Below are 24,195 nucleotides of genomic sequence, written 5' to 3'. Positions count from 1 at the left end.
AACAAAGCAAATAAGGTGCAACCAGTTTCGTGAGAATTAGTTGCACCTAGTCGGATTTATCGACAATCACCCCGTTTTTGCTCCCTTTTGTCGCAGTCATGGCCCTTTGCTAGAAGCAAAAGCACCAAGCAGGAGCAGTACTTTCGTACCAGAAAATAATTCCTGACGAGCTGCCTATTATTCCGACAAAAAAAGGGTTGCACCCGGTTGCACCTCTTTCAGCGCGCGGCTAATCTTGCCGCCAGCTGATGCCACGCAACTGTGGCAACCATGAGGATAAAAATATGGCTACCACCACCCTTGGGGTCAAACTCGATGACCCGACCCGCGAGCGCCTGAAGGCTGCCGCGACCTCGATTGATCGCACACCGCACTGGCTGATCAAGCAGGCAATTTTCAATTACCTGGAAAAACTCGAGGGTGGTGCAACCCTGACCGAGCTGAACGGTTTGACCGCCAAGGACGCCGATGAGGCAGGCGAAGTCCACACCGATCACGCCCACCAGTGCTTCCTCGAATTCGCCGAAAGCATCCTGCCGCAGTCCGTTCTGCGCGCCTCGATCACCGCCGCTTACCGTCGCCCGGAGCCGGAAGTCGTGCCGATGCTGATCGAGCAGGCTCGCCTGCCGGTAGCGATGGCCGAAGCCACTAACAAACTTGCTGCCTCCATCGCGGAAAAATTGCGTAACCAGAAAAGTGCCGGCGGTCGTGCAGGCATTGTTCAAGGCCTGCTGCAGGAATTTTCCCTGTCGTCCCAGGAAGGCGTGGCGCTGATGTGCCTGGCCGAAGCGCTGTTGCGTATCCCGGACAAGGGCACTCGCGATGCACTGATCCGCGACAAAATCAGCACCGGTAACTGGCATCCTCACTTGGGCAACAGCCCATCGCTGTTCGTCAACGCTGCCACTTGGGGCCTGCTGCTGACCGGCAAACTGGTCTCGACGCACAACGAAGCCGGCCTGACTTCGTCGCTGAGCCGCATCATCGGCAAGAGCGGCGAGCCGATGATCCGCAAGGGCGTCGACATGGCCATGCGCCTGATGGGCGAGCAGTTCGTCACCGGCGAAACCATCGCCGAAGCACTGGCCAACGCGAGCAAGTTCGAAGCTAAAGGCTTCCGTTATTCCTACGACATGCTCGGTGAAGCGGCGCTGACCGAACACGACGCGCAGAAATACCTGGCGTCGTACGAACAAGCCATTCACTCGATCGGCAAAGCCTCCCACGGTCGTGGGATTTATGAAGGCCCGGGCATTTCCATCAAGCTCTCGGCACTGCACCCGCGTTACAGCCGTGCACAGTACGAGCGCGTGATGGACGAGCTGTACCCGCGCCTGCTGTCGCTGACCCTGCTGGCCAAGCAATACGACATCGGCCTGAACATCGACGCCGAAGAAGCCGACCGTCTCGAACTGTCGCTGGATCTGCTGGAGCGCCTGTGCTTCGAGCCGCAACTGACTGGCTGGAACGGCATCGGTTTCGTCATCCAGGCTTACCAGAAGCGTTGCCCATACGTGATCGATTACGTGATCGACCTGGCTCGCCGCAGCCGCCATCGCCTGATGATCCGTCTGGTGAAAGGCGCGTACTGGGACAGCGAAATCAAGCGCGCCCAGGTCGAAGGCCTGGAAGGCTATCCGGTCTATACCCGCAAGGTGTACACCGACGTTTCCTACATCGCTTGCGCACGCAAACTGCTGTCGGTGCCGGAAGTCATCTACCCGCAGTTCGCCACGCACAACGCCCACACCCTGTCGGCCATTTACCACATTGCCGGTCAGAACTATTACCCGGGCCAGTACGAATTCCAGTGCCTGCACGGCATGGGCGAACCGCTTTACGAACAAGTTGTAGGCAAAGTTTCCGACGGCAAGCTGAACCGTCCGTGCCGCGTGTACGCACCGGTCGGTACTCACGAAACCCTGCTGGCGTATCTGGTTCGTCGCTTGCTGGAGAACGGTGCGAACACCTCGTTCGTCAACCGCATCGCCGACCAATCGATTTCGATTCAGGAATTGGTGGCCGATCCGGTAGCGCAGATCGAGCAGATGGCGACCGTGGAAGGTGGTTTCGGCTTGCCGCATCCGCGTATTCCGCTGCCGCGTGATCTGTACGGTGCCGAACGCGCCAACTCCAGCGGCATCGACATGGCTAACGAACATCGTCTGGCTTCGCTGTCCTGCGCCCTGCTCGCCACTGCCCACACCGACTGGAAAGCCGCGCCGATGCTCGGTTGCGCGTCCAGCACCGAAACTCCGGCGCCAGTGCTGAACCCGGCAGATCACCGTGATGTGGTTGGTCACGTTCAGGAAGCCACCGTCGAAGACGTCGACAACGCCATTCAATGCGCGCTGAACGCCGCGCCGATCTGGCAGGCCACTCCGCCGGCCGAACGCGCGGCGATTCTGGAACGTGCCGCTGATTTGATGGAAGGCGAGATCCAGCCGCTGATGGGCCTGTTGGCTCGTGAAGCCGGCAAGACTTTCGCCAACGCCATCGCCGAAGTCCGTGAAGCGGTCGACTTCCTGCGTTATTACGCGGTGCAGGCACGCAACGATTTCAGCAATGACGCCCACCGTCCATTGGGTCCAGTCGTATGCATCAGCCCGTGGAACTTCCCGCTGGCGATCTTCAGCGGTCAAGTCGCTGCGGCACTGGCTGCCGGTAACCCGGTATTGGCCAAACCTGCAGAGCAAACTCCGCTGGTTGCCGCTCAAGCCGTGCGCTTGCTGCTCGAAGCCGGCATCCCGGAAGGCGTGCTGCAACTGCTGCCGGGTCGCGGTGAAACCGTCGGCGCCGGTCTGGTTGGCGATGAGCGCGTCAAAGGCGTGATGTTCACCGGTTCCACCGAAGTCGCGCGTCTGCTGCAACGCAACATCGCTGGCCGTCTCGACAGCCAGGGCCGTCCGATTCCACTGATCGCCGAAACCGGTGGCCAGAACGCAATGATCGTCGACTCTTCGGCACTGACCGAGCAAGTCGTGATCGACGTGGTGTCGTCGGCTTTCGACAGCGCCGGTCAGCGTTGCTCGGCGCTGCGGGTACTGTGCTTGCAGGAAGATTCCGCTGATCGTGTCATCGAAATGCTCAAAGGTGCCATGGCGGAAAGCCGTCTCGGCAACCCGGAGCGCCTGTCCGTGGACATCGGCCCGGTGATCGACGCCGAAGCCAAGGCTGGCATCGACAAGCACATCCAGGTCATGCGCGACAAAGGTCGCAACGTCTACCAGGTGGCGATCGCCGACACCGAAGAAGTCAAACGCGGCACCTTCGTCATGCCGACCCTGATCGAACTGGAAAGCTTCGACGAGCTGCAACGCGAGATCTTCGGCCCGGTGCTGCACGTGGTGCGCTACAAGCGCAAAGAGATCGATCAACTGATCGGCCAGATCAACGCTTCCGGTTATGGCCTGACTTTGGGCGTGCACACCCGTATCGACGAGACCATCGCCAAGGTGATCGACAACGTCAACGCCGGTAACGTCTACGTCAACCGCAACATCGTCGGTGCCGTGGTCGGCGTGCAGCCATTCGGCGGCGAAGGCCTGTCGGGTACTGGCCCGAAAGCCGGTGGCCCGCTGTACCTGTATCGTTTGCTGGCGACCCGTCCTACCGATGCCATCGAACAATCCTTCGCTCGCGGTGATGCTGTCGTCGCCCCGGACGTTCGTTTGCGCGACGCCATGAGCAAACCGCTGAACGCCCTGAAAGCCTGGGCCGAAAGCAACAAGTACGCAGAACTGAGCACGCTGTGCGCGCAGTACGCTGCGCAATCGCAGAGCGGCATCACTCGCGTACTGGCCGGCCCGACCGGTGAGAAAAACAGCTACGCGATTCTGCCGCGCGAGCACGTGCTGTGCCTGGCGGAGGTTGAAGGTGATCTGCTGACGCAACTGGCAGCGGTGCTGGCGGTAGGCGGCTCGGCGGTATGGCCGGAGTCCGACATCAGCAAGGCATTGTTCGCACGCCTGCCGAAGGAGATTCAGGCGCGGATCAAGCTGGTAGCTGACTGGAATAAAGACGAAGTGGTGTTTGATGCGGTTCTGCATCACGGCCATTCCGACCAGTTGCGCGGCGTGTGCCAGCAGATTGCCAAGCGTGCCGGCGCGATCGTTGGGGTTCAGGGCTTGTCCCAGGGCGAGACCAACATTGCCCTGGAGCGCCTGGTGATTGAGCGGGCGTTGAGCGTTAACACCGCGGCGGCGGGTGGTAATGCCAGTCTGATGACTATCGGCTAAACCGCTGTAACTCCAGGCGCCCGCAACGGTCGCCTGGAATGCAATTCCCTGTAGGAGTGAGCCTGCTCGCGATAGCGGTCTGTCAGTTAAATAAATGTGTCTGATAGATCGCTATCGCGAGCAGGCTCACTCCTACAAAAGATCAAAAGATCGCAGCCTTCGGCAGCTCCTACAGAAGGCTGCGATCTTTTGCTTCTGTATCACGCCCATCAATCATCCTGTTCAGCCTTTATCCGCACGCCTAGACTCGGCCCAACCCCAATTTCAGGTAGGTCGCCATGTCCGAGACGCTGCTCAGTTCCCGCAATCTGGCTTTCGAGCTGTATGAAGTCCTCGATGCCGAGGGCCTGACCCGGCGTGAGCGCTTTGCCGAGCACAATCGCGAGACGTTCGACGCCGCCATCGGTACCGCACGCAACATCGCCGAGAAGTACTTCGCGCCGCACAACCGCAAGGGCGACGAGAACGAGCCGCGCTACGAGGACGGTAAGGCGATTCTGATCCCCGAGGTGAAACCGGCGGTAGATGCCTTCCTTGAAGCCGGATTCCTCAACGCCGCGAGAAGTTTCGACGCTGGCGGCATGCAACTTCCTACGCTCTTGTCCCAAGCCTGCTTCGCGCATTTCCAGTCGGCCAATGCAGCTTCGACTTCGTACCCGTTTCTGACCATGGGCGCGGCGAATCTGATCGAGAGCTTCGGCACTGAAGAGCAGAAACAACGCTTTCTGCAACCGATGATCGACGGCCGCTTCTTCGGCACCATGGCTTTGACCGAACCGCATGCAGGCTCATCGCTGTCGGATATTCGTACGCGCGCCGAGCCTGCGTCCGACGGCACTTATCGCCTGAAGGGCAACAAGATCTTCATTTCCGGCGGCGATCATCCGCTCTCGGAAAACATCGTGCACATGGTCCTGGCCAAGCTGCCAGATGCGCCTGCGGGCGTTAAAGGCATTTCGTTGTTCATCGTGCCGAAGTTTCTGGTCAACGATGACGGCAGCCTCGGCCAACGCAATGACGTGCTGCTGGCCGGGTTGTTCCACAAGATGGGCTGGCGCGGCACGACCTCTACCGCACTGAACTTCGGCGATAACGGTGAGTGCATCGGTTATCTGGTGGGCGAGCCGCATCGTGGTTTGAGCTACATGTTCCAGATGATGAACGAGGCGCGAATCGGCGTCGGCATGGGCGCGGTGATGCTCGGTTACGCCGGTTACCTGTACTCGCTGGAATACGCCCGCGAACGTCCGCAGGGTCGCGTGCCGGACAGCAAGGACCCGACCGCCGCGCCGGTGGCGATCATTCAACACGCCGATGTACGACGCATGCTGTTGACGCAGAAATCCTACGTCGAAGGTGCCTTTGACCTCGGTTTGTATGCCGCTCGCCTGTTCGATGACACCACCACGCTTGAGTCCGAAGCCGAGCGTAAACAGGCGCATGAACTGTTGGATTTGCTCACGCCAATCGTCAAATCCTGGCCATCGGAGTTCTGCCTCAAGGCCAACGAACTGGCGATCCAGATTCTCGGCGGCCACGGTTACACCCGTGAGTATCCGGTCGAGCAGTATTACCGCGACAACCGTCTGAACCCGATCCATGAAGGCACCCACGGCATCCAGTCGCTGGACTTGCTCGGGCGCAAACTGGCGCAGAACGGTGGTGCCGGGTTGAAGCAACTGATCCGTCTTATCGCCAACACTGCTGAACGCGCGACAGCCTATGAATCGCTAAGCGCACTGCGCGAGCCACTGGAGAAGCTGGTGGCGCGCCTGCAAACGGTGACCATCGGTTTGTTGACCGATCTGGCGCAGGGCAAGGTCAACAGCAGCCTGGCGAACTCGGCGCTGTACCTGAAGGTGTTCGGCCACACGGTGATTGGCTGGCGCTGGCTGGAGCAAGCGATTCGTGCCGAGGAAGGGTTGGCCAAGGGCAATGCGGCAGACGCTGACTTCTATAAGGGCAAGTTGCAGGCGGCGCGGTATTTCCTGACGTGGGAAGTGCCGGGTTGCCACCATGAACTGGCGTTGCTGGAGGCGCGGGATGATACGTGTCTGGCGATGCAGGATGCGTGGTTCTGACACCCTGCCCTCACCCCAGCCCTCTCCCGAAGGGAGAGGGGGCCGACCGAGGTGTCTGGCGCTATACATCGACCTGAAAAACCGCGTCGATTATGGATTCGGTACAGCATTTTCAGGTCGGCGTACTTCCTGAATGCTCCACGGTCAGTCCCCTCTCCCTCTGGGAGAGGGCTAGGGTGAGGGGCTTTTCTGATAGAACACTCAGCTCAGCTTGAACCCACCCATCTGCCGCGCCAGATCATCCGCCAGTTTCTGCAACATCTGGCAGTCTTCACGACAAGCCCGCACCTCACCCGCCGTAGCGCGGGCCAGATCGGAAATCCCCTGCACATTGCGGTTGATCTCTTCGGTCACCGCCGATTGCTCCTCGGTCGCCGTCGCCACCTGATGGTTCATGTCGCTGATGCGTTCGACCTGCCCGGTAATCGCCGTCAACGACGCCCCGGTGCGCTGGCTCGACTCAACCCCGGTGCCGGTCGCGGCCTGCCCCGTGCGCATCGACGACACGGCATTTTCCGCGCCTTGCTTGAGGCTGCCGATCATCTGCTGAATCTCGTCGGTCGACGCCTGCGTGCGGCGCGCCAAGGTGCGCACTTCATCGGCTACGACGGCAAAGCCGCGGCCCATGTCGCCGGCACGCGCGGCTTCGATCGCCGCATTGAGCGCCAGCAGATTGGTCTGTTCGGACACCCCGCGAATCACTGCCAGCACCGAGTCGATCGACGCTACCTGATGCGCCAGTTCACCCACCGCACCCGCCGCCAAACCAATCTCATCCGACATGCTTTCAATATGCCGAATCGAACCGCCGACCACTTCCCGCGCCTGCATCGCTTCATCGCGCGCGGTTTGCGAGGCGAGCGCCGCGTTGCCGGCGTTCTGCGCAATTTCCTGCACGGTCAAGCCCATCTCGTGAACGGCAGTCGCGACCATGTCAGTCATTTCCTGCTGACGGCCGGAGCGCTCTGCAGTGTTCTCGACAACTTTTGCCACCTGTCCCACGGCAGTGCGCAGGCGCTCGCTGGTGGTCAGCACTTCGCCGATCATCCCGCGCTGGCTGTCGAGGAAACGATTGAAGCCGCGAGCAAGGTCGCCCAACTCATCGGCGCGACTGGAATCTAACCGGTGGGTCAAATCTCCCCCACCGCTACCGATTGCTACCAGTGCGGCTGTTACTTGACGAATCGGTCGCACCAGACCTTGCGCCAGCCACACCACCAGGGCGAGGCACACCAGCGCCACCGCCAGGCCGATGCCGCCGCTCATCCACATGGCTTTGCGCGCCTCGGCGTAGATTTGCGACTGCGGCACTTCGGCCACCAAAGTCCAGCCTAAATCGCGCAAAGGCAGACTGAAGGCGAGGAAGTCTTCGCCGTCTCGCTGGAAGTTGCTGCTGACGGCAGTTTTTTGACCGAGGACTGCCTGCGCAGCATTGCTGCCGATCTGCTCGCTTAAGGTGCGCTTGCCACTGAACTGCGCCTCCGGATGCACCTGGATCAAACCATCGGAACGCACGAGATAGACCTTGCCGCGCTCACCAAAGCTGAAGTTGTGGATCAGCTCCGAGAGCTCTTTCATGCTCAGCCCAAGCCCCGCGACGCCGACCACTTTGCCGGCCTGCTCGACCTTCAAATCGATGAACAGCGCCAATTCTCCGGTGGCTCCGTCGTTGTCGATGTTCAGGGTGCGCGGCTGATTGCTGTCGAGAAAGGAATAGAACCAGGCATCGGCCGGTTTGGCCCGGCTGAGGGTGCGATCGAGGCCTTTTTCGGTGATGTAATGATTGGACTCGGTGCCGATGATCAAAGCGGTAAAAGCCTTGTGTTCGGCGCGGATGCCTTCCAGATACTGCGCGAAGCCGGCTGTTTTGCTGCTGTCTTCACCGGAGGCCAGCCAGTCGCGGACCATGGTGTTGCTGGCAATGTCTTTGGCCGCCGTCAGCGGCTGCACGAGGATGCGTTCGATATCGTTGCGCGTCGCTTCGATGCTCGACGGCAGTGCTTGTTCGACCAGATAGCTCTGGGCAAGGCGGTTGACCACAAGGGTATAAATGCCAACCACGATCAGGATACTGACCAGCAGGGCGGTGCCCATGCTGAGGATCAGCTGCCATTGAATACTGCGTCGCCACAACTGCATGGAGCACCCCCAAAGAATAAGTGGCGGAAGCAATGCAACAGCCGTGCCGATTGTATACAACCCGATCGACAATCTATTCTTTGGTTGTGCGCAACCCCATCAACCCTGATTGATGGTCTTGGCGATGGTGTCGACCGTGGCGCTGACTTGCTCTTGGTAACGGTCGAGTTCTTCTTTGTGCTGCTTCTTCATTTCGATCTGTTGCGAGCACAGATTCATCGCTGCCAGCACCAGCAAGCGGTCACCGATCAGCGTCGGGTATTTGCGTTTGGTGTCAGCCAATGCCGCTTTGAGCATCAGTGCCGCGTCCAGCAGGGTCTGTTCTTCCCCGGCCGGTGCCTTGATCGAATAGTCCTCCCCGAGAATGGAGACGACTTTTACCCCTGCTGTGCCGTGGTTCATGCGCTGACAGGACCTGCGTTGACGCGATCAACCAGAGCCTGGATGCGCGCTGCGGTAGCGCCGTGCTTTTCTTCCTGTTCCATCAGGTTCAGTTGCAGGCTTTCGTTCTCATCCTTGGCCTGGGCCAGTTCCGTGGACAGATTCTGGTTGGTTTGCGCGAGGCTCTGGTTCTGTTGCACCAGGTCGCTGACGAGCTGTTCCAATTGGCTGAGGGATGCTTCCAACATTTTGATCTTCCAGGCATTTTCAAAGGGCGCGTACGATAAAGAAAAGTCACCACGGATGCCAGGGTTAAACCGGCGCAAAGCCTTGATTTTCCTGGCGGGAGACCATTCTTGCGAGTTTTAAAGACTGTGATCTGCCGATCTGGTTCCTGCACTTCGTCGCCCCAGCCCTTCTGCGACAAATACGCACACTGCCTCAAGACTTTAGTCGTATGACCGATAAGTCATCCATACAGCAGTCTCAGCCCGCATGGATGCGGCCCTCTCTTGGTATCCGCCCATGTCCCTCCGCAATATGAATATCGCCCCACGGGCGTTTACCGGCTTCGCTTTGATCGGCGGCCTGATGCTGATTCTCGGCGTGTTCGCCCTGAACCAGATGAGCAAAATCCGTGGCGCCGCCGAGGACATCTCCTCTAGCAGCGTGCCGAGCATCAAAAACCTCGACGAGTTCACCCAACTGACCCTGCGCCTGCGCGTGTTGTCGTACCGTTTGCTGGTCAATCGCGAACCGGACGTGCAGCAGAAAACCGTTGAGTTGCTGGACATGCGCAACCAGCAGATCCGCGCCGCTCAGACGGCTTACGAGCCGCTGATCGGCAGCTCCGAGGAACGTGCGGCCTACGACCAGTACGTGCAGTTGCTCGGTCAGTACCGCCAGATCGAAGACCGCATGAAGAGCCTGTCGCGCAACAATCAGGTGGATGAGCTGCGCAACCTGCTCAACACCGAACTGCTCAACAACTCCGAAGCGATGAACACCGTGCTCAACCGCCTGATGCAAATCAACGGCGAGCAGATCAGCGAAACCAACCAGCAAGCGGCAGATCAGTATTCTTCCGCGTTCGACCTGGTGGTGACCCTGTTGGTGATCGCCACTGGCTTGACCTTGTTGTTCGCGTGGTTGCTGACCACCAGCATCACCAAGCCGATCGCCAAGGCCTTGGATGCTGCGGAAACCATTGCCGAGGGCAATCTGACTCAGCCGATCCATGTTGACGGCACCGACGAAGCCGGGCGCTTGCTGGCGGCGATGGCGAAGATGCAATCGAAGCTGCGTGACACCTTGCAGCGGATTTCCGGTTCGGCCACGCAACTGGCGTCGGCAGCGGAAGAGCTGAACAGCGTCACCGACGAAAGTGCTCGCGGCCTGACTCAGCAGAACAACGAAATCGAACAGGCGGCGACTGCGGTCAACGAAATGACCAGCGCCGTGGAAGAAGTCGCGCGCAACGCAGTGAGCACTTCGGAAGCCTCGAAGAACGCCACCACGTCTGCCGGCGACGGTCGTGATCTGGTCCAGGAAACTGTCAGCGCCATCGAACGCATGAGCGCCGATGTGCAGAGCACCGCGAGCCTGATCGGTGATCTGGCCAACGAATCCCGTGATATCGGCAAAGTGCTGGACGTGATTCGTGGTCTCGCGGATCAAACCAACCTGCTGGCACTGAACGCAGCGATCGAAGCGGCGCGTGCCGGTGAAGCTGGCCGTGGTTTTGCGGTTGTAGCGGACGAAGTGCGCGCCCTGGCGCATCGCACCCAGCAATCGACCAGCGAAATCGAACGGATGATCGGCAGCATTCAAAGCGGTACCGAACACGCCGTGGATTCGATGCGCAACAGCACCGAGCGCGCCGAGTCGACGCTGAACATCGCGCGTGGCGCCGGCATGTCGCTGGACACCATCAACACCGCCATCGTCGAGATCAATGAGCGCAACCTGGTGATCGCCAGCGCAGCGGAAGAGCAGGCGCAAGTGGCGCGTGAAGTGGATCGCAATCTGGTCAACATTCGTGATCTGTCGGTGCAATCGGCGACCGGCGCGAACCAGACCAGCGCGGCGAGCAACGAGCTGTCGCGCCTGGCCCTGGACCTGAACAACATGGTTGGGCGGTTCAGCCTTTAATTGAGTAGATCAAGATCCAAAGCACCCTCACCCCAGCCCTCTCCCAGAGGGAGAGGGGGAAAGGGAGCAGATCTTCGTGCTTTTCAAAACCTGAGTTCGACTCCGGACTTTCAGGTCGGCGTACCTCGCACAAACACCTCGATCAGTGCCCTATCCCCCCTGTATGTACCGGAGACATGGTGGACGGGTGTTCGGAGACATGGTGGACACTTTTTAATAGACACATTGCTCATCACCTCGATCAGTGCCCTCTCCCCCCAGGCGAGGGGAAAGGGAGCAGATCTTCGTGTTTTTCAAAACCTGAGTTCGACTCAGGATTTTCAGGTCGATGTACCTTGCACAAACAACTTGATCAGTTCCCTCTCCCTCCGGGAGAGGGCTAGGGTGAGGGCAGCAATCGCCCGCCGAACATAAAACCTGATGCCACACTGAAAAACCTTTTTGACAGCATCACATTTCAACAGGTTAGAATCGCTGGCACGCAGACTGCATGGTCAGTTTGTGCCCGTCTTTACGCTTCTGGAGTACTGCCTTTGAATGCGACGACCATCAACAGCCTGTTCTTGATCGGCGCGTTGCTGGTAGGTGCGAGCATTCTTGTCAGTTCCCTGTCTTCGCGTCTCGGCATTCCGATTCTGGTGATTATTCTTGCGGTCGGCATGGCTGCCGGGGTCGATGGCGGCGGGATCATTTTTGATAATTACCCGACGGCCTATCTGGTCGGCAACCTCGCACTGGCGGTGATCCTCCTCGATGGCGGTTTGCGCACGCGGGTCTCCAGTTTCCGCGTGGCGTTATGGCCAGCGCTGTCGCTGGCCACGGTCGGGGTGTTGATCACCACAGGGCTGACCGGCATGGCGGCCGCGTGGCTGTTTGACCTCAACCTGATTCAGGGCCTGCTGATCGGCGCCATCGTTGGCTCTACCGACGCCGCGGCGGTGTTCTCGTTGCTGGGTGGCAAAGGCCTGAACGAACGAGTCACTGCCAGCCTGGAAATCGAATCCGGCAGTAACGATCCGATGGCGGTGTTTCTCACCGTCACCCTGATCGACATGCTCGCCAGCGGCCAGACCGGTCTGCACTGGAGCCTGCTGACGCATCTGCTGCGCGAGTTCGGCATCGGCGGCGTGATCGGCCTCGGCGGCGGCTGGCTGATGCTGCAACTGGTCAACCGGATCAACCTCGCCGCCGGCCTCTATCCGATATTGGTGATCGCTGGCGGTCTGGTGGTGTTTGCCTTGACCAACGCCCTGCACGGCAGCGGCTTCCTCGCGGTGTACCTGTGTGGCCTGGTGATCGGCAACCGTCCGGTACGCAGCCGCCACGGTATTCTGCACATGCTCGACGGCATGGCGTGGCTGGCGCAGATCGGCATGTTCCTCGTGCTCGGCCTGCTGGTCACTCCGCATGACTTGCTGCCGATCGCCCTGCCCGCCCTCGGTCTGGCGCTGTGGATGATACTGTTTGCGCGGCCGCTGTCGGTGATCGTCGGCCTCCTGCCGTTCAAGGCCTTCCATGGCCGCGAAAAAGCCTTTATTTCCTGGGTCGGCCTGCGCGGCGCGGTACCGATCATTCTGGCGGTGTTCCCGCTGATGGCCGGGCTGCCGAATGCGCAGCTGTACTTCAACCTCGCCTTCTTCATCGTGCTGGTGTCGCTGCTGGTGCAGGGCACGAGCCTGCCGTGGGTGGCCAAACTGCTCAAGGTCACGGTACCGCCGGAGCCTGCACCAATCTCGCGATCGGCGCTGGAAGTGCACATAACCAGCGAGTGGGAACTGTTCGTTTACAAGCTCGGTGCGGAGAAATGGTGCATCGGCTCGCCCTTGCGTGAACTGAAAATGCCCGAAGGCACACGTATCGCTGCGCTGTTTCGTGGCCAGCAACTGCTCCATCCGTCGGGTAGTACGGTGCTGGAAGTCGATGATTTGCTGTGCGTTATCGGCCATGAACACAACCTGCCGGCGCTCGGCAAACTGTTCAGCCAGGCACCGCAACGCGGCCTCGACCTGCGCTTCTTCGGCGACTTCGTGCTGGAAGGAGACGCCCAGCTTAAAGCGGTCGCAGCGCTGTACGGGTTGCCGGCAGAAGGCATCGATCCTGACACGACCCTGGGCGCCTTCATTGCCCACAAAGTCGGTGGTGCACCGATCGTTGGTGACCAGGTGGAGTGGAACAACACTCACTGGACAGTCGCGGTCATGGACGGGAACAAGATCGGCAAAGTCGGCGTCAGATTCCCCGAAGGAAGTCGCCCGGGTCCCGGGCTCTTCCTCTAAACTGCGTCCACTCTCACTTGCTTGACCGGTCTCTATGCCTACCCTGCGCTCCTTTTTCGCCGCGGCCCTGCTGGGCCTGAGTCTTACTGTCGGCCCGCTGTACGCCGCCGAACCACCGTCCAGCGAAGCCGTACAGGCGAGCCTCGACAAGCTCGCCGACAGCAAACTGCCGGATGCCGACAAAAAGACCCTGCAAACCGTCCTGCAGAACACTCTTAATCAGCTGAACAATCAGCGTGATTACGAACAGAAGCTGATCGATCTCAAACAGCAACTGGCGACGGCGCCCAAGCAGACCATCGAAAATGCTCGCGAACTGACGCGCCTCAAGGCCACCAGCGTGGTGCCGGTGGCGCAGCGTTTCCCCCGCGAATCGATTCCGCAGCTGGAGCAGATCCTCACCGAGCGCTCGACCCAGCAGAGTGACCTGCAAAAAGCCCTGGCCGACGCCAACAGCCTGATCATCACCGCACAGACCCGCCCGGAGCGCGCCCAGGCGGAAATCTCTGCCAGCCAGACACGCATTCAGCAGATCACCAACATCCTCAAGTCCGGCAAGGACGCGGGTAAAACGGTCAGCGCCGAGCAACATGACCAGTTGAACGCCGAACTCGCCGCGCTGAATGCGCTGATCCCGCTGCGCCGTCAGGAACTGGCCGGCAACAGCCAGTTGCAGGATCTGGGCAACGCCCAGCATGACCTGCTCTCGGAGAAATCCGACCGCCTCGACCGCGAGATCCAGGAACTGCAAACCCTGATCAACCAGAAGCGTCTGGCGCAGTCTCAGGAAACCGTCACCCAGCAGTCGATCGAAGCACAAAAGTCCGGCGGCAGCAGCCTGCTCGCCAGCGAAAGCACGGCCAACCTCAAGCTCTCGGACTATCTGCTGAAAAGCACCGACCGCCTCAACGAGGTGACCCAGCAGAACCTGCAGACCAAACAGCAACTCGACAGCCTGACCCAAAGCGACTCGGCACTCGACGAGCAGATCAACGTGCTCAAAGGCAGCCTGCTGCTGTCGAAGATTCTCTATAAGCAGAAACAGGCGCTGCCGCGCTTGAAGGTCGACCGCGACCTCGCCGATCAGATCGCCGACATTCGCCTGTATCAGTTCGAAGTCAGCCAGCAACGTGAACTCCTCAGCAACCCCTCGACCTACGTCGACAATCTGCTGGCGACGCAACCGCCGGAACAGGTCACCCCGCAACTGCGCAAAAGCCTGCTTGATCTGGCCAACACCCGCGCCGACCTGCTCGAACGCTTGAACCGCGAACTGAGCGCGGTGCTCAACGAATCGATCACCCTGCAACTCAATCAGAAACAACTGCTGAGCACCGCGCAAAGCCTGCGCGCGACCCTCGATGAGCAAATGTTCTGGATTCCCAGCAACAAGCCGCTGGACATCGAGTGGATGCGCAGTGTGCCGGAGCGCCTCAAGCGCCAGATCGATACGCTGCCTTGGGCGTCCAGCCTGAGTGAGCTGACCGACGGTCTGATCCAGCGCCCCTTGCTGTTCCTGCCGCTGGCCCTGCTGATCGGCGCCCTGCTGTGGCGACGCAAAGCCCTGTACGGCAGACTCAACAAGGTTCACCAGGACATCGGCCACTTCAAACGCGACAGCCAGTGGCACACGCCGCAAGCGATCCTGATCAATATCCTGCTGGCAATGCCGGTGGCGCTCGGCCTGGCGCTGTGCGGCCTGGCGTTGCAGATCGACGCTCGCGGGCAGAACGCCAACATGGGCGCAGCCCTGTTGCAGATGGGCCAGGCGTGGCTGGTGTTCTACACCGCGTATCGAATTCTGGCGCCGGGCGGCGTGGCGGAACTGCACTTCCGCTGGGAAAAACCGCAGGTCGAATTCCTGCAAGGCTGGATCCGTCGGCTCGGTCTGGTGGTGATGGCGCTGGTGACCATTGTCGCCGTCGCCGAACTGCAACCGGCGGCGCTGGCCGACGACGTACTCGGGATGCCCGTGGTACTGACCTGCTACGCATTGATGGCATGGCTGCTCAGCCGTCTGTTGATCAGCAGCCCGGCCCACGAAAACACCTCGCTGTTCCGCAAGGCCGTCGGCGTGATGTTCACCCTGCTGCCGATCGCACTGTTCGTCGCGGTGTGCTTCGGCTACTACTACACCGCGCTGAAGCTCAGTGATCGTTTGATCAACACCCTGTACCTGCTGATGTTCTGGCTGGTGATCGAGGCCACCTTCGTCCGTGGCCTCAGCGTTGCCGCGCGGCGTCTGGCCTACCAGCGTGCGCTGGCCAAACGTCAGGCGGCGAAAGAGGCCGGCGACGGCGAGGCGGTGATCGAAGAACCAACGCTGGACATCGAAAAGGTCAACGAACAGTCTCTGCGCCTGATTCGCCTGGCCCTGCTCGGTGGCTTCATCGCGGCGCTGTACTGGGTCTGGTCGGACCTGATCTCGGTGTTCTCGTACCTCGACAACATCACCCTCTACGAATACACCAGCGGCACCGGCGCCAACATGAGCATGGTGCCGATCAGCATCGGCGACATGCTCGGCGCGCTGATCATCATCGGCATCACCTTCGCCCTCGCACGCAACTTGCCGGGCCTGCTCGAAGTGTTCGTGCTGTCCAAGCTCAATCTGGCGCAGGGCAGTGCCTACGCGACCACCACGCTGCTGTCGTATGTGATCGCCGGCGTCGGTTTCGTCTCGACCCTGTCGACCCTCGGCGTCAGCTGGGACAAGTTGCAATGGCTGGTGGCAGCGCTGTCGGTCGGCCTCGGCTTCGGTATGCAGGAGATCTTCGCCAACTTCATCTCCGGCATCATGATTCTGTTCGAGCGCCCGGTGCGGATCGGCGACACCATCACCATCGGCAACCTCTCGGGCACGGTGAGCAAGATCCGCATCCGCGCCACGACCATCACCGACTTCGACCGCAAGGACATCATCGTCCCCAACAAGACGTTCATCACCGGGCAACTGATCAACTGGTCGCTGACCGACACCATCACCCGTGTGACGCTGAAGCTCGGCGTCGATTACGGTTCCGATCTCGATCTGGTCAGAGAATTGCTGCTCAAGGCTGCCCGCGAAAACCCACGGGTACTAAAAGAACCCGAGCCGCACGTGTACTTCCTCAACTTCGGCGAAAGCACCCTCGACCACGAGTTGCGCATGCACGTGCGCGACCTCGGTGACCGTAACCCGGTGCTCGATGAGGTCAACCGCTTCATCAACCGCGAGTTCAAGAAGCAGCACATCAACATCTCGTTCCGCCAGATGGAGGTTTACCTGAAGAACCTGCACGGCCAGGAATACAAGTTGGTGCCGGTCGAGGCCGATGCGAAAACCATCGTGCCGGTCGCCGACGATCAGAAACCGCTGCAAGAGCCGCCGCCGGCCAAACTCGACTAACCGGTCTGATCCCAGCAGAATGCTCGGACATTCTGCTGGAGCCGGCCCTTGAAAGCCCTCGACGAACTGACCTTCGACAATCGCTTTGCCCGCCTGGGCGACGCGTTCTCCGCCCATGTGCTGCCCGAGCCGATCGACAATCCGCGTCTGGTCGTGGCGAGCCCGGCGGCCCTGGCCTTGCTCGATCTCGACCCGGCGACCGCTGAAACCGAGGAATTTGCCGAACTGTTCGGCGGCCACAAGCTGTGGGCCGATGCCGAGCCGCGAGCGATGGTCTATTCCGGGCATCAGTTCGGCGGCTATACGCCGCAACTGGGTGATGGTCGTGGTTTGTTGCTCGGCGAGGTCTACAACACGGCCGGCGAGCATTGGGACTTGCACCTGAAGGGCGCCGGGCAGACGCCGTTTTCGCGCATGGGCGATGGCCGCGCGGTGTTGCGTTCGTCGATCCGCGAGTTCCTTGCCTCCGAAGCCTTGTACGCGCTGAACATTCCTTCCTCGCGGGCAGCCTGCGTGATCGGCTCCGACACCCCGGTGTGGCGCGAAAAGCAGGAACGCGCGGCGATGGTGCTGCGTCTGGCGCCGAGCCATGTCCGCTTCGGCCACTTCGAATATTTCTACTACACCAAACGTCCCGAGCAGCAAAAGCAGCTCGGCGAACACGTCTTGGCAATGCACTTCCCTGAGTGCCTGGCGCAACCGGAACCGTATCTGGCGATGTTCCGCGAAATCGTCGAGCGCAACGCCGAACTGATCGCCAAATGGCAGGCCTACGGCTTCTGCCACGGCGTGATGAACACCGACAACATGTCGATCCTCGGCATCACGTTCGACTTCGGCCCGTTCGCCTTCCTCGATGACTTCGACGCCAACTTCATCTGCAATCATTCGGATGATCAGGGGCGTTACTCGTTCAGCAATCAGGTGCCGGTCGGCCAATGGAACCTCAGCGCACTGGCGCAGGCGTTGACGCCGTTCATCAGCGTTGAAGCCCTGCGCGAAACCCTCGGCTTGTACCTGCCACTGTTCCAGGCGCACTACCTCGACCTGATGCGCCGGCGCCTCGGCTTTACCAGCGCTGAAGATGACGACCAGCTACTGCTGGAAAACCTGCTGCAACTGATGCAGAACAGCGGCGTCGACTACACGCTGTTCTTCCGCCGACTCGGTGAAGAGTCGGCCGAACAGGCCGTCGCCCGGTTGCGTGATGACTTCGTCGACATCAAGGGTTTTGATGCCTGGGGTGAACGCTACGTCGCCCGGGTTGCCCGCGATGGCGATGCTGATCAAACGCAGCGCCAAGCGCGGATGCATGCGGTCAATCCGCTGTACATCCTGCGCAACTATCTGGCGCAAAAAGCCATCGATGCGGCTGAGCAAGGGGATTACTCAGAAGTACGCCGACTGCATGCGGTGCTGAGCAAACCGTTTGAAGAGCAGCCGGGAATGGAGGGGTATGCCGAGCGGCCACCGGAGTGGGGCAAGCATTTGGAGATCAGTTGTTCTTCCTGATGGCCAACGCCTCATCTTGATAAACAGTTCGTACGACTCCAGATAAGTCGTACGAACCGCAGAACTCCAATGAGCCAAACATGACCAACCCAGTCCTCATCCCCTGCCCCTCCTGCAACGGCCTCAACCGTATCCCCGCCGAGCGCCTCGCTGACCAGCCCAAGTGCGGTCGCTGCAAATCCGCGGTGCTGTTGAGCAAACCGTTCGAACTCAAGCAAGGCGATTACGCCAGTCAGATCAAGGGTGATCTGCCGTTGCTGGTGGATGTCTGGGCGCAGTGGTGTGGGCCGTGCAAGTCGTTTGCGCCGGTGTTCGAGCAGGCGGCGGCGCAATTGGCGGGCAAGTGTCGGTTGGCCAAGCTCGACAGCGAGGCGAATCAGCAGTTGTCGGCGCAGTTGGGGATTCGCTCGATTCCGAGTCTGATTCTGTTCAGGAACGGCCGGGAGGTGGCGCGGTGCGTTGCCGTTGCCGCAATTGATGGCGTGGCTGCGTAGCCAAGGGATCTGACACACCTCCAAACAATGTAGGAGTGAGCCTGCTCGCGATAGCGTCCTGTCAGCCAACACTTGAGTGACTGAAAGGAAGCTATCGCGAGCAGGCTCACTCCTACAGGGGATCTGCGTAGCTCAAGAGATCAGTGCCCTTCGAGCAAGTTATGCAGTTCAACAAACTGCTGAGTCAGCTTGTGTCGCGGATCGAGATGGATCAGCGGCGTGCTGGCCTGGTGCGACTCGCGCATGCGCACTGAGCTGGTCAGGTACACCGGCAGCACCGGCAAGCCTTCGGCAATCAGCTCATCGAGAATCTGCTGCGGCAGGCTGGCCCGGGCCTGGAACTGGTTGACCACGATGCCTTCGACTTCCAGGCCTTCGTTGTGGTCATCCTTCAATTCTTCAATCTCGGCCATGAGACCGTAGAGGGCCTGACGCGAAAAACTGTCGCAATCGAAGGGAATCAATACCCGATCAGCGGCAATCAGCGCCGATACCGCGTAGAAATTCAATGCTGGCGGTGTATCCAGGTAGATCCGGTCGTAATCTTCCGCCAACTCATCGAGCAACTTGCGCAGCTTGTTGATCTTGTGTTTCGCCTCGAGCTTGGGTTGCAGGTCGGCCAGCTCGGCGGTGGCGGTGATGATGTGCAGGTTGTCGAACGGCGTTTCGTAGATGTCCGCCTGGTTTTTCTTCGAGAACGGCCCGGACGACAGCGTCTGCTTGAAGAAGTCGGCAATGCCCATCGGGATGTCGTCGCCGGTGAGCCCGGTCAGATACTGAGTGGAGTTGGCTTGGGCATCGAGATCCACCAACAGCGTGCGATAACCCTCGCTGGCGCTGACCGCCGCCAGATTGCAGGCAATGCTGGACTTGCCTACGCCACCTTTCTGATTGAACACCACGCGCCGCATGACAAAACCTCCGTGTATCAAAGAATGACCGAGTGTAGATGCGCGCGACCTCGCTTCGCTACCTTCACGGACACGGACTACAAAGTCAGGTGCAAATATCTCCGTGTGCCTAGCGCAAAAACTGTCATTGATCGTCGCGATGCCCGACAGACAAGCCGCCGCCAATCTGGATAATGGCCAAGTGACAGTTTTTCAGCGTACGACTCAGTACATTTTACTGCGCAAAATGTAACCAGCATTTGCTACACACTCGTCGCACCGGGATAATGCGCGCCACCCGGCGCCAAGCGCCACGTCAAGCCTGCTGCGGTTCTGGCGACTCAACGCGTCAACAATAGCCCGCAGGGGCGGGATGAAATCCGTGATCAACTTCAACATCGCCCAATGGCGCGCGTGGGCCCCCGGGCTCGACAGCGTGGACGCCTGGCAGGCCTGGAGCCGACAACCGGTGGTGCGCCAGGCCAGTGATGCCGCGCCCGATGTGTCGTTTTTGCCGGCCATGCAGCGTCGGCGTCTCAGTCGCTTGGCGCGGATGGCGTTCAGTGTCGGCTGGCCACTGGCCGACGGACGGGAAAACCTGCCCCTGGTATTCGTTTCCCGCCATGGTGAAACCCCACGCACCTACGAGATTCTCCGCGATCTGGCCACCGAGCAACCGCTGTCGCCGACCCAGTTCAGCCTGTCGGTGCATAACGCGATCATCGGCCTGTGGTCGATCATGCGCGGTGAAACCAGCGAAATGACCGCCCTCGCTGCGGCGGGCGACGGTCTCGAACATGGCATGCTCGAAGCCGCAGCGCTGCTCAACGAAGGCGCCCCGGCGGTGCTGCTGGTGATCACTGAAGAACAACCGCCCGCAGCGTATTCGGAGTGGATCGACGATGTGCCGTTTCCGTATGCGGTCGGTCTGTTGCTCACCCCGGGTACCGATTGGCGGCTGACCCTGAACAGCACCACAGAAGCACTGTCCAAAGCGCACTGGCCCCACGCGCTCAATCTGCTGCGAACCCTGCTCGGCCAGCAACCCCTTTGCCAACATGCCTGGAAAAATCGCGTATGGACCTGGCAACGCAGCCTGTGACCGAGAAAAACCGCGACGCCTACTACTGGCGCCTGCTGGCCACCGCCGCCAGCTTTGCCCTGTTCGGGCTGGGCGGGTTGTGCCTGCGCGTGCTGGTGTTTCCGCTGCTCGGCTGCCTGCCCGGCGATGCGCTCGCGCATCGCCGGCGTGCGCGGCAGACCGTCAGTCGGCTGTTCTGGTTTTTCGTGCGGTTCATGGCCCGCACCGGCGTGCTGACCTACGACATTCAAGGCGCCGAGCGTCTCGGTCGGCCAGGGCAGATGATCATCGCCAACCACCCGTCGCTGATCGACGTGGTGTTCCTCATCGGTCTGGTGCGCCAGGCCAACTGCGTGGTGAAGAAAAGCCTCTGGGAAAACCCCTTCACGCGCGGACCACTGCGCAGCACCGAATACATCAGCAACGACGGCAGCATGGACATGCTCGATGCCGCCGCCCAAGCCCTGCAAAACGGCCAGACCCTGATCATTTTCCCCGAAGGCACGCGAACCCAGCCGGGGCAGGCGCCGGCCTTTCATCGGGGCGCGGCGGCGATTGCCCTTCGCGGTGCGAAAATCCTCACCCCGGTGATTATCAAGGTCAACCCGACCACGCTGACCAAAGCCGAACCGTGGTATCGGATCCCATGCCGCCGCGTGCACTTCAGTTTTCGAATCGGCGCCGATATAGACCCACAGACCTTCGCCGCGCAGGGGCCTGCACCGCAAGCCTCGCGCAAGCTCAACGATTATTTGCACTCTTACTTTATTAAGGAGCTCGCCGAAGATGAGCGATCTGAATCGTGACATCAAACTGCTGATCATCGATGCCCTCGGTCTTGAAGACATCAGCGCCGACGACATCGGCGACGAGCAGACGCTGTTCGGCGAAGGCCTCGGCCTGGATTCCGTTGACGCGCTGGAACTGGGGCTGGCGATCCAGAAAAAATACGGCATCAAGATCGACGCCGATGCCAAAGACACCCGTAACCATTTCACCAACGTGGCCAGCCTTGCGGCGTTCGTCACGGCAAAACAGGCAGCTTGAGACCGGACCATGCAAACTCGTGACGATATTTTCAACACCCTGCGCGATGCCCTGGTCGAGCTGTTCGAACTGGATCCGGCCCGTGTGAGCCTGGACTCCAACCTGTATCAGGATCTGGAAATCGACAGCATCGACGCCGTCGATCTGATCGATCACATCAAGCGCCAGACCGGCAAGAAAATCGCCGCCGAAGAATTCAAATCGGTGCGCACCGTCGGTGACGTGGTCGAGGCGGTCTACCGTCTGGTTCAACCGGCCGCATGAGCCGATTGATCGGCCTCGGCCTGCTGCTGGCCGGTCTGCTGTACCCCTTTGCGGTGTATTTCGGCATGGAGCATTTTGCCCCGTGGCAGTTCGGTCTGCTGCTCGGCAGTCTGTGGCTGGCGCGGGCCCTGAGCGGCGAGCGCAAGCCTGGCAGCCTATGGATGGCGTGCGTGGCCATTGTCTTCTGCGTGTTGTTGGCGCTGTTCGACAGCCCGCTGTTGCTGCGCTGGTATCCGGTGCTGATCAGCGGCTTCATGCTGGTGCTGTTCAGCCTGAGCCTGAAATACGGGCCGCCGATGGTTGAGCGTCTGGCGCGCCTGCGTGAGCCGGAGCTGCCGGACATCGCGATTCGCTACACGCGCAAGGTCACGGTGGCCTGGAGCGTGTTTTTCTTCTTTAACGGTTTGTGCGCCGCCCTCATGACCCTGTGGGCGCCGCTGAATTGGTGGATGTTGTACACCGGCCTGATCTCCTATGGATTGATCGGCCTGATGTTTGCCATTGAATGGCTGATACGACAACGGGTAAGAGGCCGTACATGAACTGGATAAAACTTGAGCAGCTGTTGCTCAAGGCTGTGCCGGCGCGGGCAATCAGCCACGCACCGGCCATTGATCACGCGCAGTTGTGTGAACAGGCGCTGAGCGTCGCCGCCGGCCTGCAAGCCCGGGGCGTCAAGCGTGTGGCTGTGCATCTGGAAGATGCTGCCGACCTGGCCATCGTCTTGCTGGGTGCGTGGCGTGCAGGCGTCAGCGTTCTGTTGCCATCGGATCTGCAAGCGCAAACCCGCCAGCGTTGGTCAGGCGAAGTTGACTTGTGGCTGACCGATCAATCCGCTGACGCGCAACTGCACGACTTTCAGCAGCCACCGCTGCCTGGCGCTGCACTGGATCTCGATCAGTGCCGCCTGAGCCTGTGCACTTCCGGCTCCAGCGGTGAACCCAAGCGTATCGACAAGACCCTGCGCCAACTGGCCAATGAGGTCGAGGCGCTGGAACAACTGTGGGGCGCTGATCTCGCTGACGCCTGCATCATCGGCAGCGTCGCCACCCAGCATATCTACGGTTTGCTGTTTCGCGTGCTGTGGCCGCTGTGCGCCGGACGCCCGTTCGTGCGCAAGCAACTGGCATTCCCCGAAGACTTGCAACGCGCCAGCCGCGAATGTCCGGCGTTCGCCTGGGTCGCCAGCCCGGCGCTGCTCAAGCGCATGGGCGACAACCTCGACTGGCCGGCCCTGAGCGTCGTGCGCCGGGTGTTTTCCTCCGGTGGCGCGTTACCGGCAGACGCCGCACACAGCCTGCATCAGCGGTTGCAGCAGTGGCCGACCGAGATTCTCGGCAGCTCGGAAACCGGCGGCATCGCCTGGCGTCAGGGCGAACAACTGTGGCAGCCATTTGCGGGTGTTGAATTGAGTCAGGACGCCGACGGTGCACTGCTGATTGCGTCGCCTTATCTGCCTGCCGGCCACATCGAACACACCGCCGATGCCGCGCGCATCGCCGCCGATGGCCGCTTCGAGTTGCTTGGACGTCTGGACCGCATCGTCAAACTGGAAGAAAAACGCATCTCCCTGCCGATGCTCGAGCAAGCTTTGGTCGCCCATGCCTGGGTCGCCGAAGCGCGCCTGGGCGTGGTCCAGGAAAATCGCGCGTCGCTGGGCGCCCTGCTGGTCCTCAGCCAAGCGGGCCTGTTCGCCTTGCGTGAACACGGCCGGCGCAGCCTGACTGAGGGCCTGCGCCAGCATTTGCGTCAACATTGTGAAGCGCTGGCCCTGCCGCGACGCTGGCGGCTGGTGCGGCAATTGCCGCTGAACAGCCAAGGCAAACTGCCTCAGGCTGACGTCGAAGCGTTGCTGCTGGCGCCACGGCCGAAGGCCCCCGAAGTGCTTGAGCAAATCGAGACGGACGGCGAGTGGAGCCTGCAACTGGGCGTGCCGGCGGATCTGGCCTATTTCAGTGGGCACTTTCCCAAGGCCCCGGTTTTGCCGGGCGTTGTGCAGGTGGAATGGGCGCTGAATCTGGCTCGGCAACTGCTGAATCTGAACGGCCCGTTTGCCGGCATGGAAGTGCTGAAATTCCAGCAACTGGTGCGCCCGGGGGATGAAATTCAGCTGCATCTGCGCTTTGATCCGGAGCGCAGCAAGTTGTATTTCGCTTATCGCAATGACACGGCGACGTGCTCCAGTGGGCGGATTCTTTTGGGTGTAGAGCATGATTGACCTTGGTGAGTGCTGCGCACTCAATCGCGAGCAGG

16 protein-coding genes and 2 pseudogenes are annotated in these 24,195 nt (G+C 60.6%); 14 read left to right on the top strand and 4 right to left on the bottom strand.

Going from position 1 to position 24,195, the window contains the following annotated elements; genetic code table 11:
• Window positions 1-284 precede the first annotated feature (284 nt).
• Window positions 285-4,238: a trifunctional transcriptional regulator/proline dehydrogenase/L-glutamate gamma-semialdehyde dehydrogenase gene (putA, locus tag ACIPZE_RS24460; protein WP_283437952.1), complete on the top strand. Its 3,954-nt coding sequence runs from the start codon at window positions 285-287 to the stop codon at window positions 4,236-4,238.
• A gap of 278 nt (window positions 4,239-4,516) precedes the next feature.
• Window positions 4,517-6,319, top strand: a complete 1,803-nt coding sequence (locus tag ACIPZE_RS24455; RefSeq protein ID WP_400775822.1) for an acyl-CoA dehydrogenase — start codon at window positions 4,517-4,519, stop codon at window positions 6,317-6,319.
• A 201-nt stretch (window positions 6,320-6,520) separates the two neighbouring features.
• Here ACIPZE_RS24455 and ACIPZE_RS24450 read toward each other — a convergent pair whose 3' ends face one another.
• The 3 genes from ACIPZE_RS24450 to ACIPZE_RS24440 form a co-directional block, all read right to left on the bottom strand.
• Window positions 6,521-8,458, bottom strand: coding sequence for a methyl-accepting chemotaxis protein (locus tag ACIPZE_RS24450; RefSeq protein WP_129388097.1), 1,938 nt, complete (start codon window positions 8,456-8,458; stop codon window positions 6,521-6,523).
• A 99-nt stretch (window positions 8,459-8,557) separates the two neighbouring features.
• Window positions 8,558-8,860 (bottom strand): cell division protein ZapA, encoded by a 303-nt coding sequence (locus ACIPZE_RS24445; protein WP_129388094.1) that lies wholly within the window; start codon window positions 8,858-8,860, stop codon window positions 8,558-8,560.
• Window positions 8,857-9,087 carry a hypothetical protein gene (locus tag ACIPZE_RS24440; RefSeq protein WP_129388091.1) on the bottom strand — a complete coding sequence of 77 codons (231 nt, stop codon included), beginning with the start codon at window positions 9,085-9,087 and terminating at the stop codon, window positions 8,857-8,859. Before ACIPZE_RS24440 ends, ACIPZE_RS24445 begins: the two co-directional genes overlap by 4 nt.
• A gap of 247 nt (window positions 9,088-9,334) precedes the next feature.
• Here ACIPZE_RS24440 and ACIPZE_RS24435 point away from each other — a divergent pair.
• The 6 genes and pseudogenes from ACIPZE_RS24435 to trxC all read left to right on the top strand — a co-directional run.
• Window positions 9,335-10,087, top strand: a pseudogene (locus ACIPZE_RS24435) (MCP four helix bundle domain-containing protein); the annotation flags it as partial.
• A 30-nt stretch (window positions 10,088-10,117) separates the two neighbouring features.
• Window positions 10,118-10,990: a methyl-accepting chemotaxis protein gene (locus ACIPZE_RS24430; RefSeq protein ID WP_371042268.1), complete on the top strand. Its 873-nt coding sequence runs from the start codon at window positions 10,118-10,120 to the stop codon at window positions 10,988-10,990.
• A 533-nt stretch (window positions 10,991-11,523) separates the two neighbouring features.
• Complete coding sequence (locus tag ACIPZE_RS24425; RefSeq protein WP_283437956.1) at window positions 11,524-13,266, top strand: potassium/proton antiporter; 1,743 nt, start codon at window positions 11,524-11,526, stop codon at window positions 13,264-13,266.
• 34 nt (window positions 13,267-13,300) lie between these two features.
• Complete coding sequence (gene mscK, locus ACIPZE_RS24420; protein ID WP_400775818.1) at window positions 13,301-16,654, top strand: mechanosensitive channel MscK; 3,354 nt, start codon at window positions 13,301-13,303, stop codon at window positions 16,652-16,654.
• Between the two features lie 48 nt (window positions 16,655-16,702).
• Complete coding sequence (selO, locus tag ACIPZE_RS24415; protein ID WP_400775816.1) at window positions 16,703-18,166, top strand: protein adenylyltransferase SelO; 1,464 nt, start codon at window positions 16,703-16,705, stop codon at window positions 18,164-18,166.
• 80 nt (window positions 18,167-18,246) lie between these two features.
• Window positions 18,247-18,673: pseudogene (trxC, locus tag ACIPZE_RS24410) on the top strand (thioredoxin TrxC).
• A 127-nt stretch (window positions 18,674-18,800) separates the two neighbouring features.
• Here trxC and ACIPZE_RS24405 read toward each other — a convergent pair.
• Complete coding sequence (locus tag ACIPZE_RS24405) at window positions 18,801-19,571, bottom strand: ParA family protein (RefSeq protein ID WP_283437960.1); 771 nt, start codon at window positions 19,569-19,571, stop codon at window positions 18,801-18,803.
• Between the two features lie 352 nt (window positions 19,572-19,923).
• Between ACIPZE_RS24405 and ACIPZE_RS24400 the strand changes: the two genes are divergently transcribed.
• Genes ACIPZE_RS24400 through ACIPZE_RS24375 form a run of 6 tightly spaced genes read left to right on the top strand, consistent with a single transcriptional unit; the run spans window position 19,924 to window position 24,160 of the window.
• Window positions 19,924-20,652, top strand: a complete 729-nt coding sequence (locus tag ACIPZE_RS24400; RefSeq protein ID WP_400775814.1) for a beta-ketoacyl synthase chain length factor — start codon at window positions 19,924-19,926, stop codon at window positions 20,650-20,652.
• Window positions 20,628-21,437, top strand: coding sequence for a lysophospholipid acyltransferase family protein (locus tag ACIPZE_RS24395; RefSeq protein ID WP_400775811.1), 810 nt, complete (start codon window positions 20,628-20,630; stop codon window positions 21,435-21,437). Before ACIPZE_RS24400 ends, ACIPZE_RS24395 begins: the two co-directional genes overlap by 25 nt.
• Window positions 21,418-21,678, top strand: coding sequence for a phosphopantetheine-binding protein (locus tag ACIPZE_RS24390; protein WP_110719529.1), 261 nt, complete (start codon window positions 21,418-21,420; stop codon window positions 21,676-21,678). The genes ACIPZE_RS24395 and ACIPZE_RS24390 overlap by 20 nt, the downstream gene beginning before the upstream one ends.
• 9 nt (window positions 21,679-21,687) lie before the next feature.
• Window positions 21,688-21,942, top strand: a complete 255-nt coding sequence (locus ACIPZE_RS24385) for an acyl carrier protein (protein ID WP_064388843.1) — start codon at window positions 21,688-21,690, stop codon at window positions 21,940-21,942.
• Window positions 21,939-22,484 carry a hypothetical protein gene (locus tag ACIPZE_RS24380; protein WP_400775809.1) on the top strand — a complete coding sequence of 182 codons (546 nt, stop codon included), beginning with the start codon at window positions 21,939-21,941 and terminating at the stop codon, window positions 22,482-22,484. The genes ACIPZE_RS24385 and ACIPZE_RS24380 overlap by 4 nt, the downstream gene beginning before the upstream one ends.
• On the top strand, window positions 22,481-24,160 hold the full coding sequence (locus ACIPZE_RS24375; protein WP_400775806.1) for an AMP-binding protein: 1,680 nt from the start codon (window positions 22,481-22,483) through the stop codon (window positions 24,158-24,160). Before ACIPZE_RS24380 ends, ACIPZE_RS24375 begins: the two co-directional genes overlap by 4 nt.
• Window positions 24,161-24,195: the final 35 nt, after the last annotated feature.

Origin of the sequence: Pseudomonas sp. NPDC089741, from assembly GCF_044748825.1 — a bacterium.
Taxonomy (GTDB): domain Bacteria; phylum Pseudomonadota; class Gammaproteobacteria; order Pseudomonadales; family Pseudomonadaceae; genus Aquipseudomonas; species Aquipseudomonas helmanticensis.
This window is presented reverse-complemented; position numbering and strand designations above follow the sequence as displayed.

Coding starts and splice junctions, on each gene's coding strand:
- putA (WP_283437952.1), top strand. CDS start 285: ATGGCTACCACCACCCTTGGGGTCAAACTCGATGACCCGACCCGCGAG.
- ACIPZE_RS24455 (WP_400775822.1), top strand. CDS start 4,517: ATGTCCGAGACGCTGCTCAGTTCCCGCAATCTGGCTTTCGAGCTGTAT.
- ACIPZE_RS24450 (WP_129388097.1), bottom strand. CDS start 8,458: ATGCAGTTGTGGCGACGCAGTATTCAATGGCAGCTGATCCTCAGCATG.
- ACIPZE_RS24445 (WP_129388094.1), bottom strand. CDS start 8,860: ATGAACCACGGCACAGCAGGGGTAAAAGTCGTCTCCATTCTCGGGGAG.
- ACIPZE_RS24440 (WP_129388091.1), bottom strand. CDS start 9,087: ATGTTGGAAGCATCCCTCAGCCAATTGGAACAGCTCGTCAGCGACCTG.
- ACIPZE_RS24430 (WP_371042268.1), top strand. CDS start 10,118: ATGGCGAAGATGCAATCGAAGCTGCGTGACACCTTGCAGCGGATTTCC.
- mscK (WP_400775818.1), top strand. CDS start 13,301: ATGCCTACCCTGCGCTCCTTTTTCGCCGCGGCCCTGCTGGGCCTGAGT.
- ACIPZE_RS24405 (WP_283437960.1), bottom strand. CDS start 19,571: ATGCGGCGCGTGGTGTTCAATCAGAAAGGTGGCGTAGGCAAGTCCAGC.
- ACIPZE_RS24400 (WP_400775814.1), top strand. CDS start 19,924: ATGAAATCCGTGATCAACTTCAACATCGCCCAATGGCGCGCGTGGGCC.
- ACIPZE_RS24395 (WP_400775811.1), top strand. CDS start 20,628: ATGGACCTGGCAACGCAGCCTGTGACCGAGAAAAACCGCGACGCCTAC.
- ACIPZE_RS24390 (WP_110719529.1), top strand. CDS start 21,418: ATGAGCGATCTGAATCGTGACATCAAACTGCTGATCATCGATGCCCTC.
- ACIPZE_RS24385 (WP_064388843.1), top strand. CDS start 21,688: ATGCAAACTCGTGACGATATTTTCAACACCCTGCGCGATGCCCTGGTC.
- ACIPZE_RS24380 (WP_400775809.1), top strand. CDS start 21,939: ATGAGCCGATTGATCGGCCTCGGCCTGCTGCTGGCCGGTCTGCTGTAC.
- ACIPZE_RS24375 (WP_400775806.1), top strand. CDS start 22,481: ATGAACTGGATAAAACTTGAGCAGCTGTTGCTCAAGGCTGTGCCGGCG.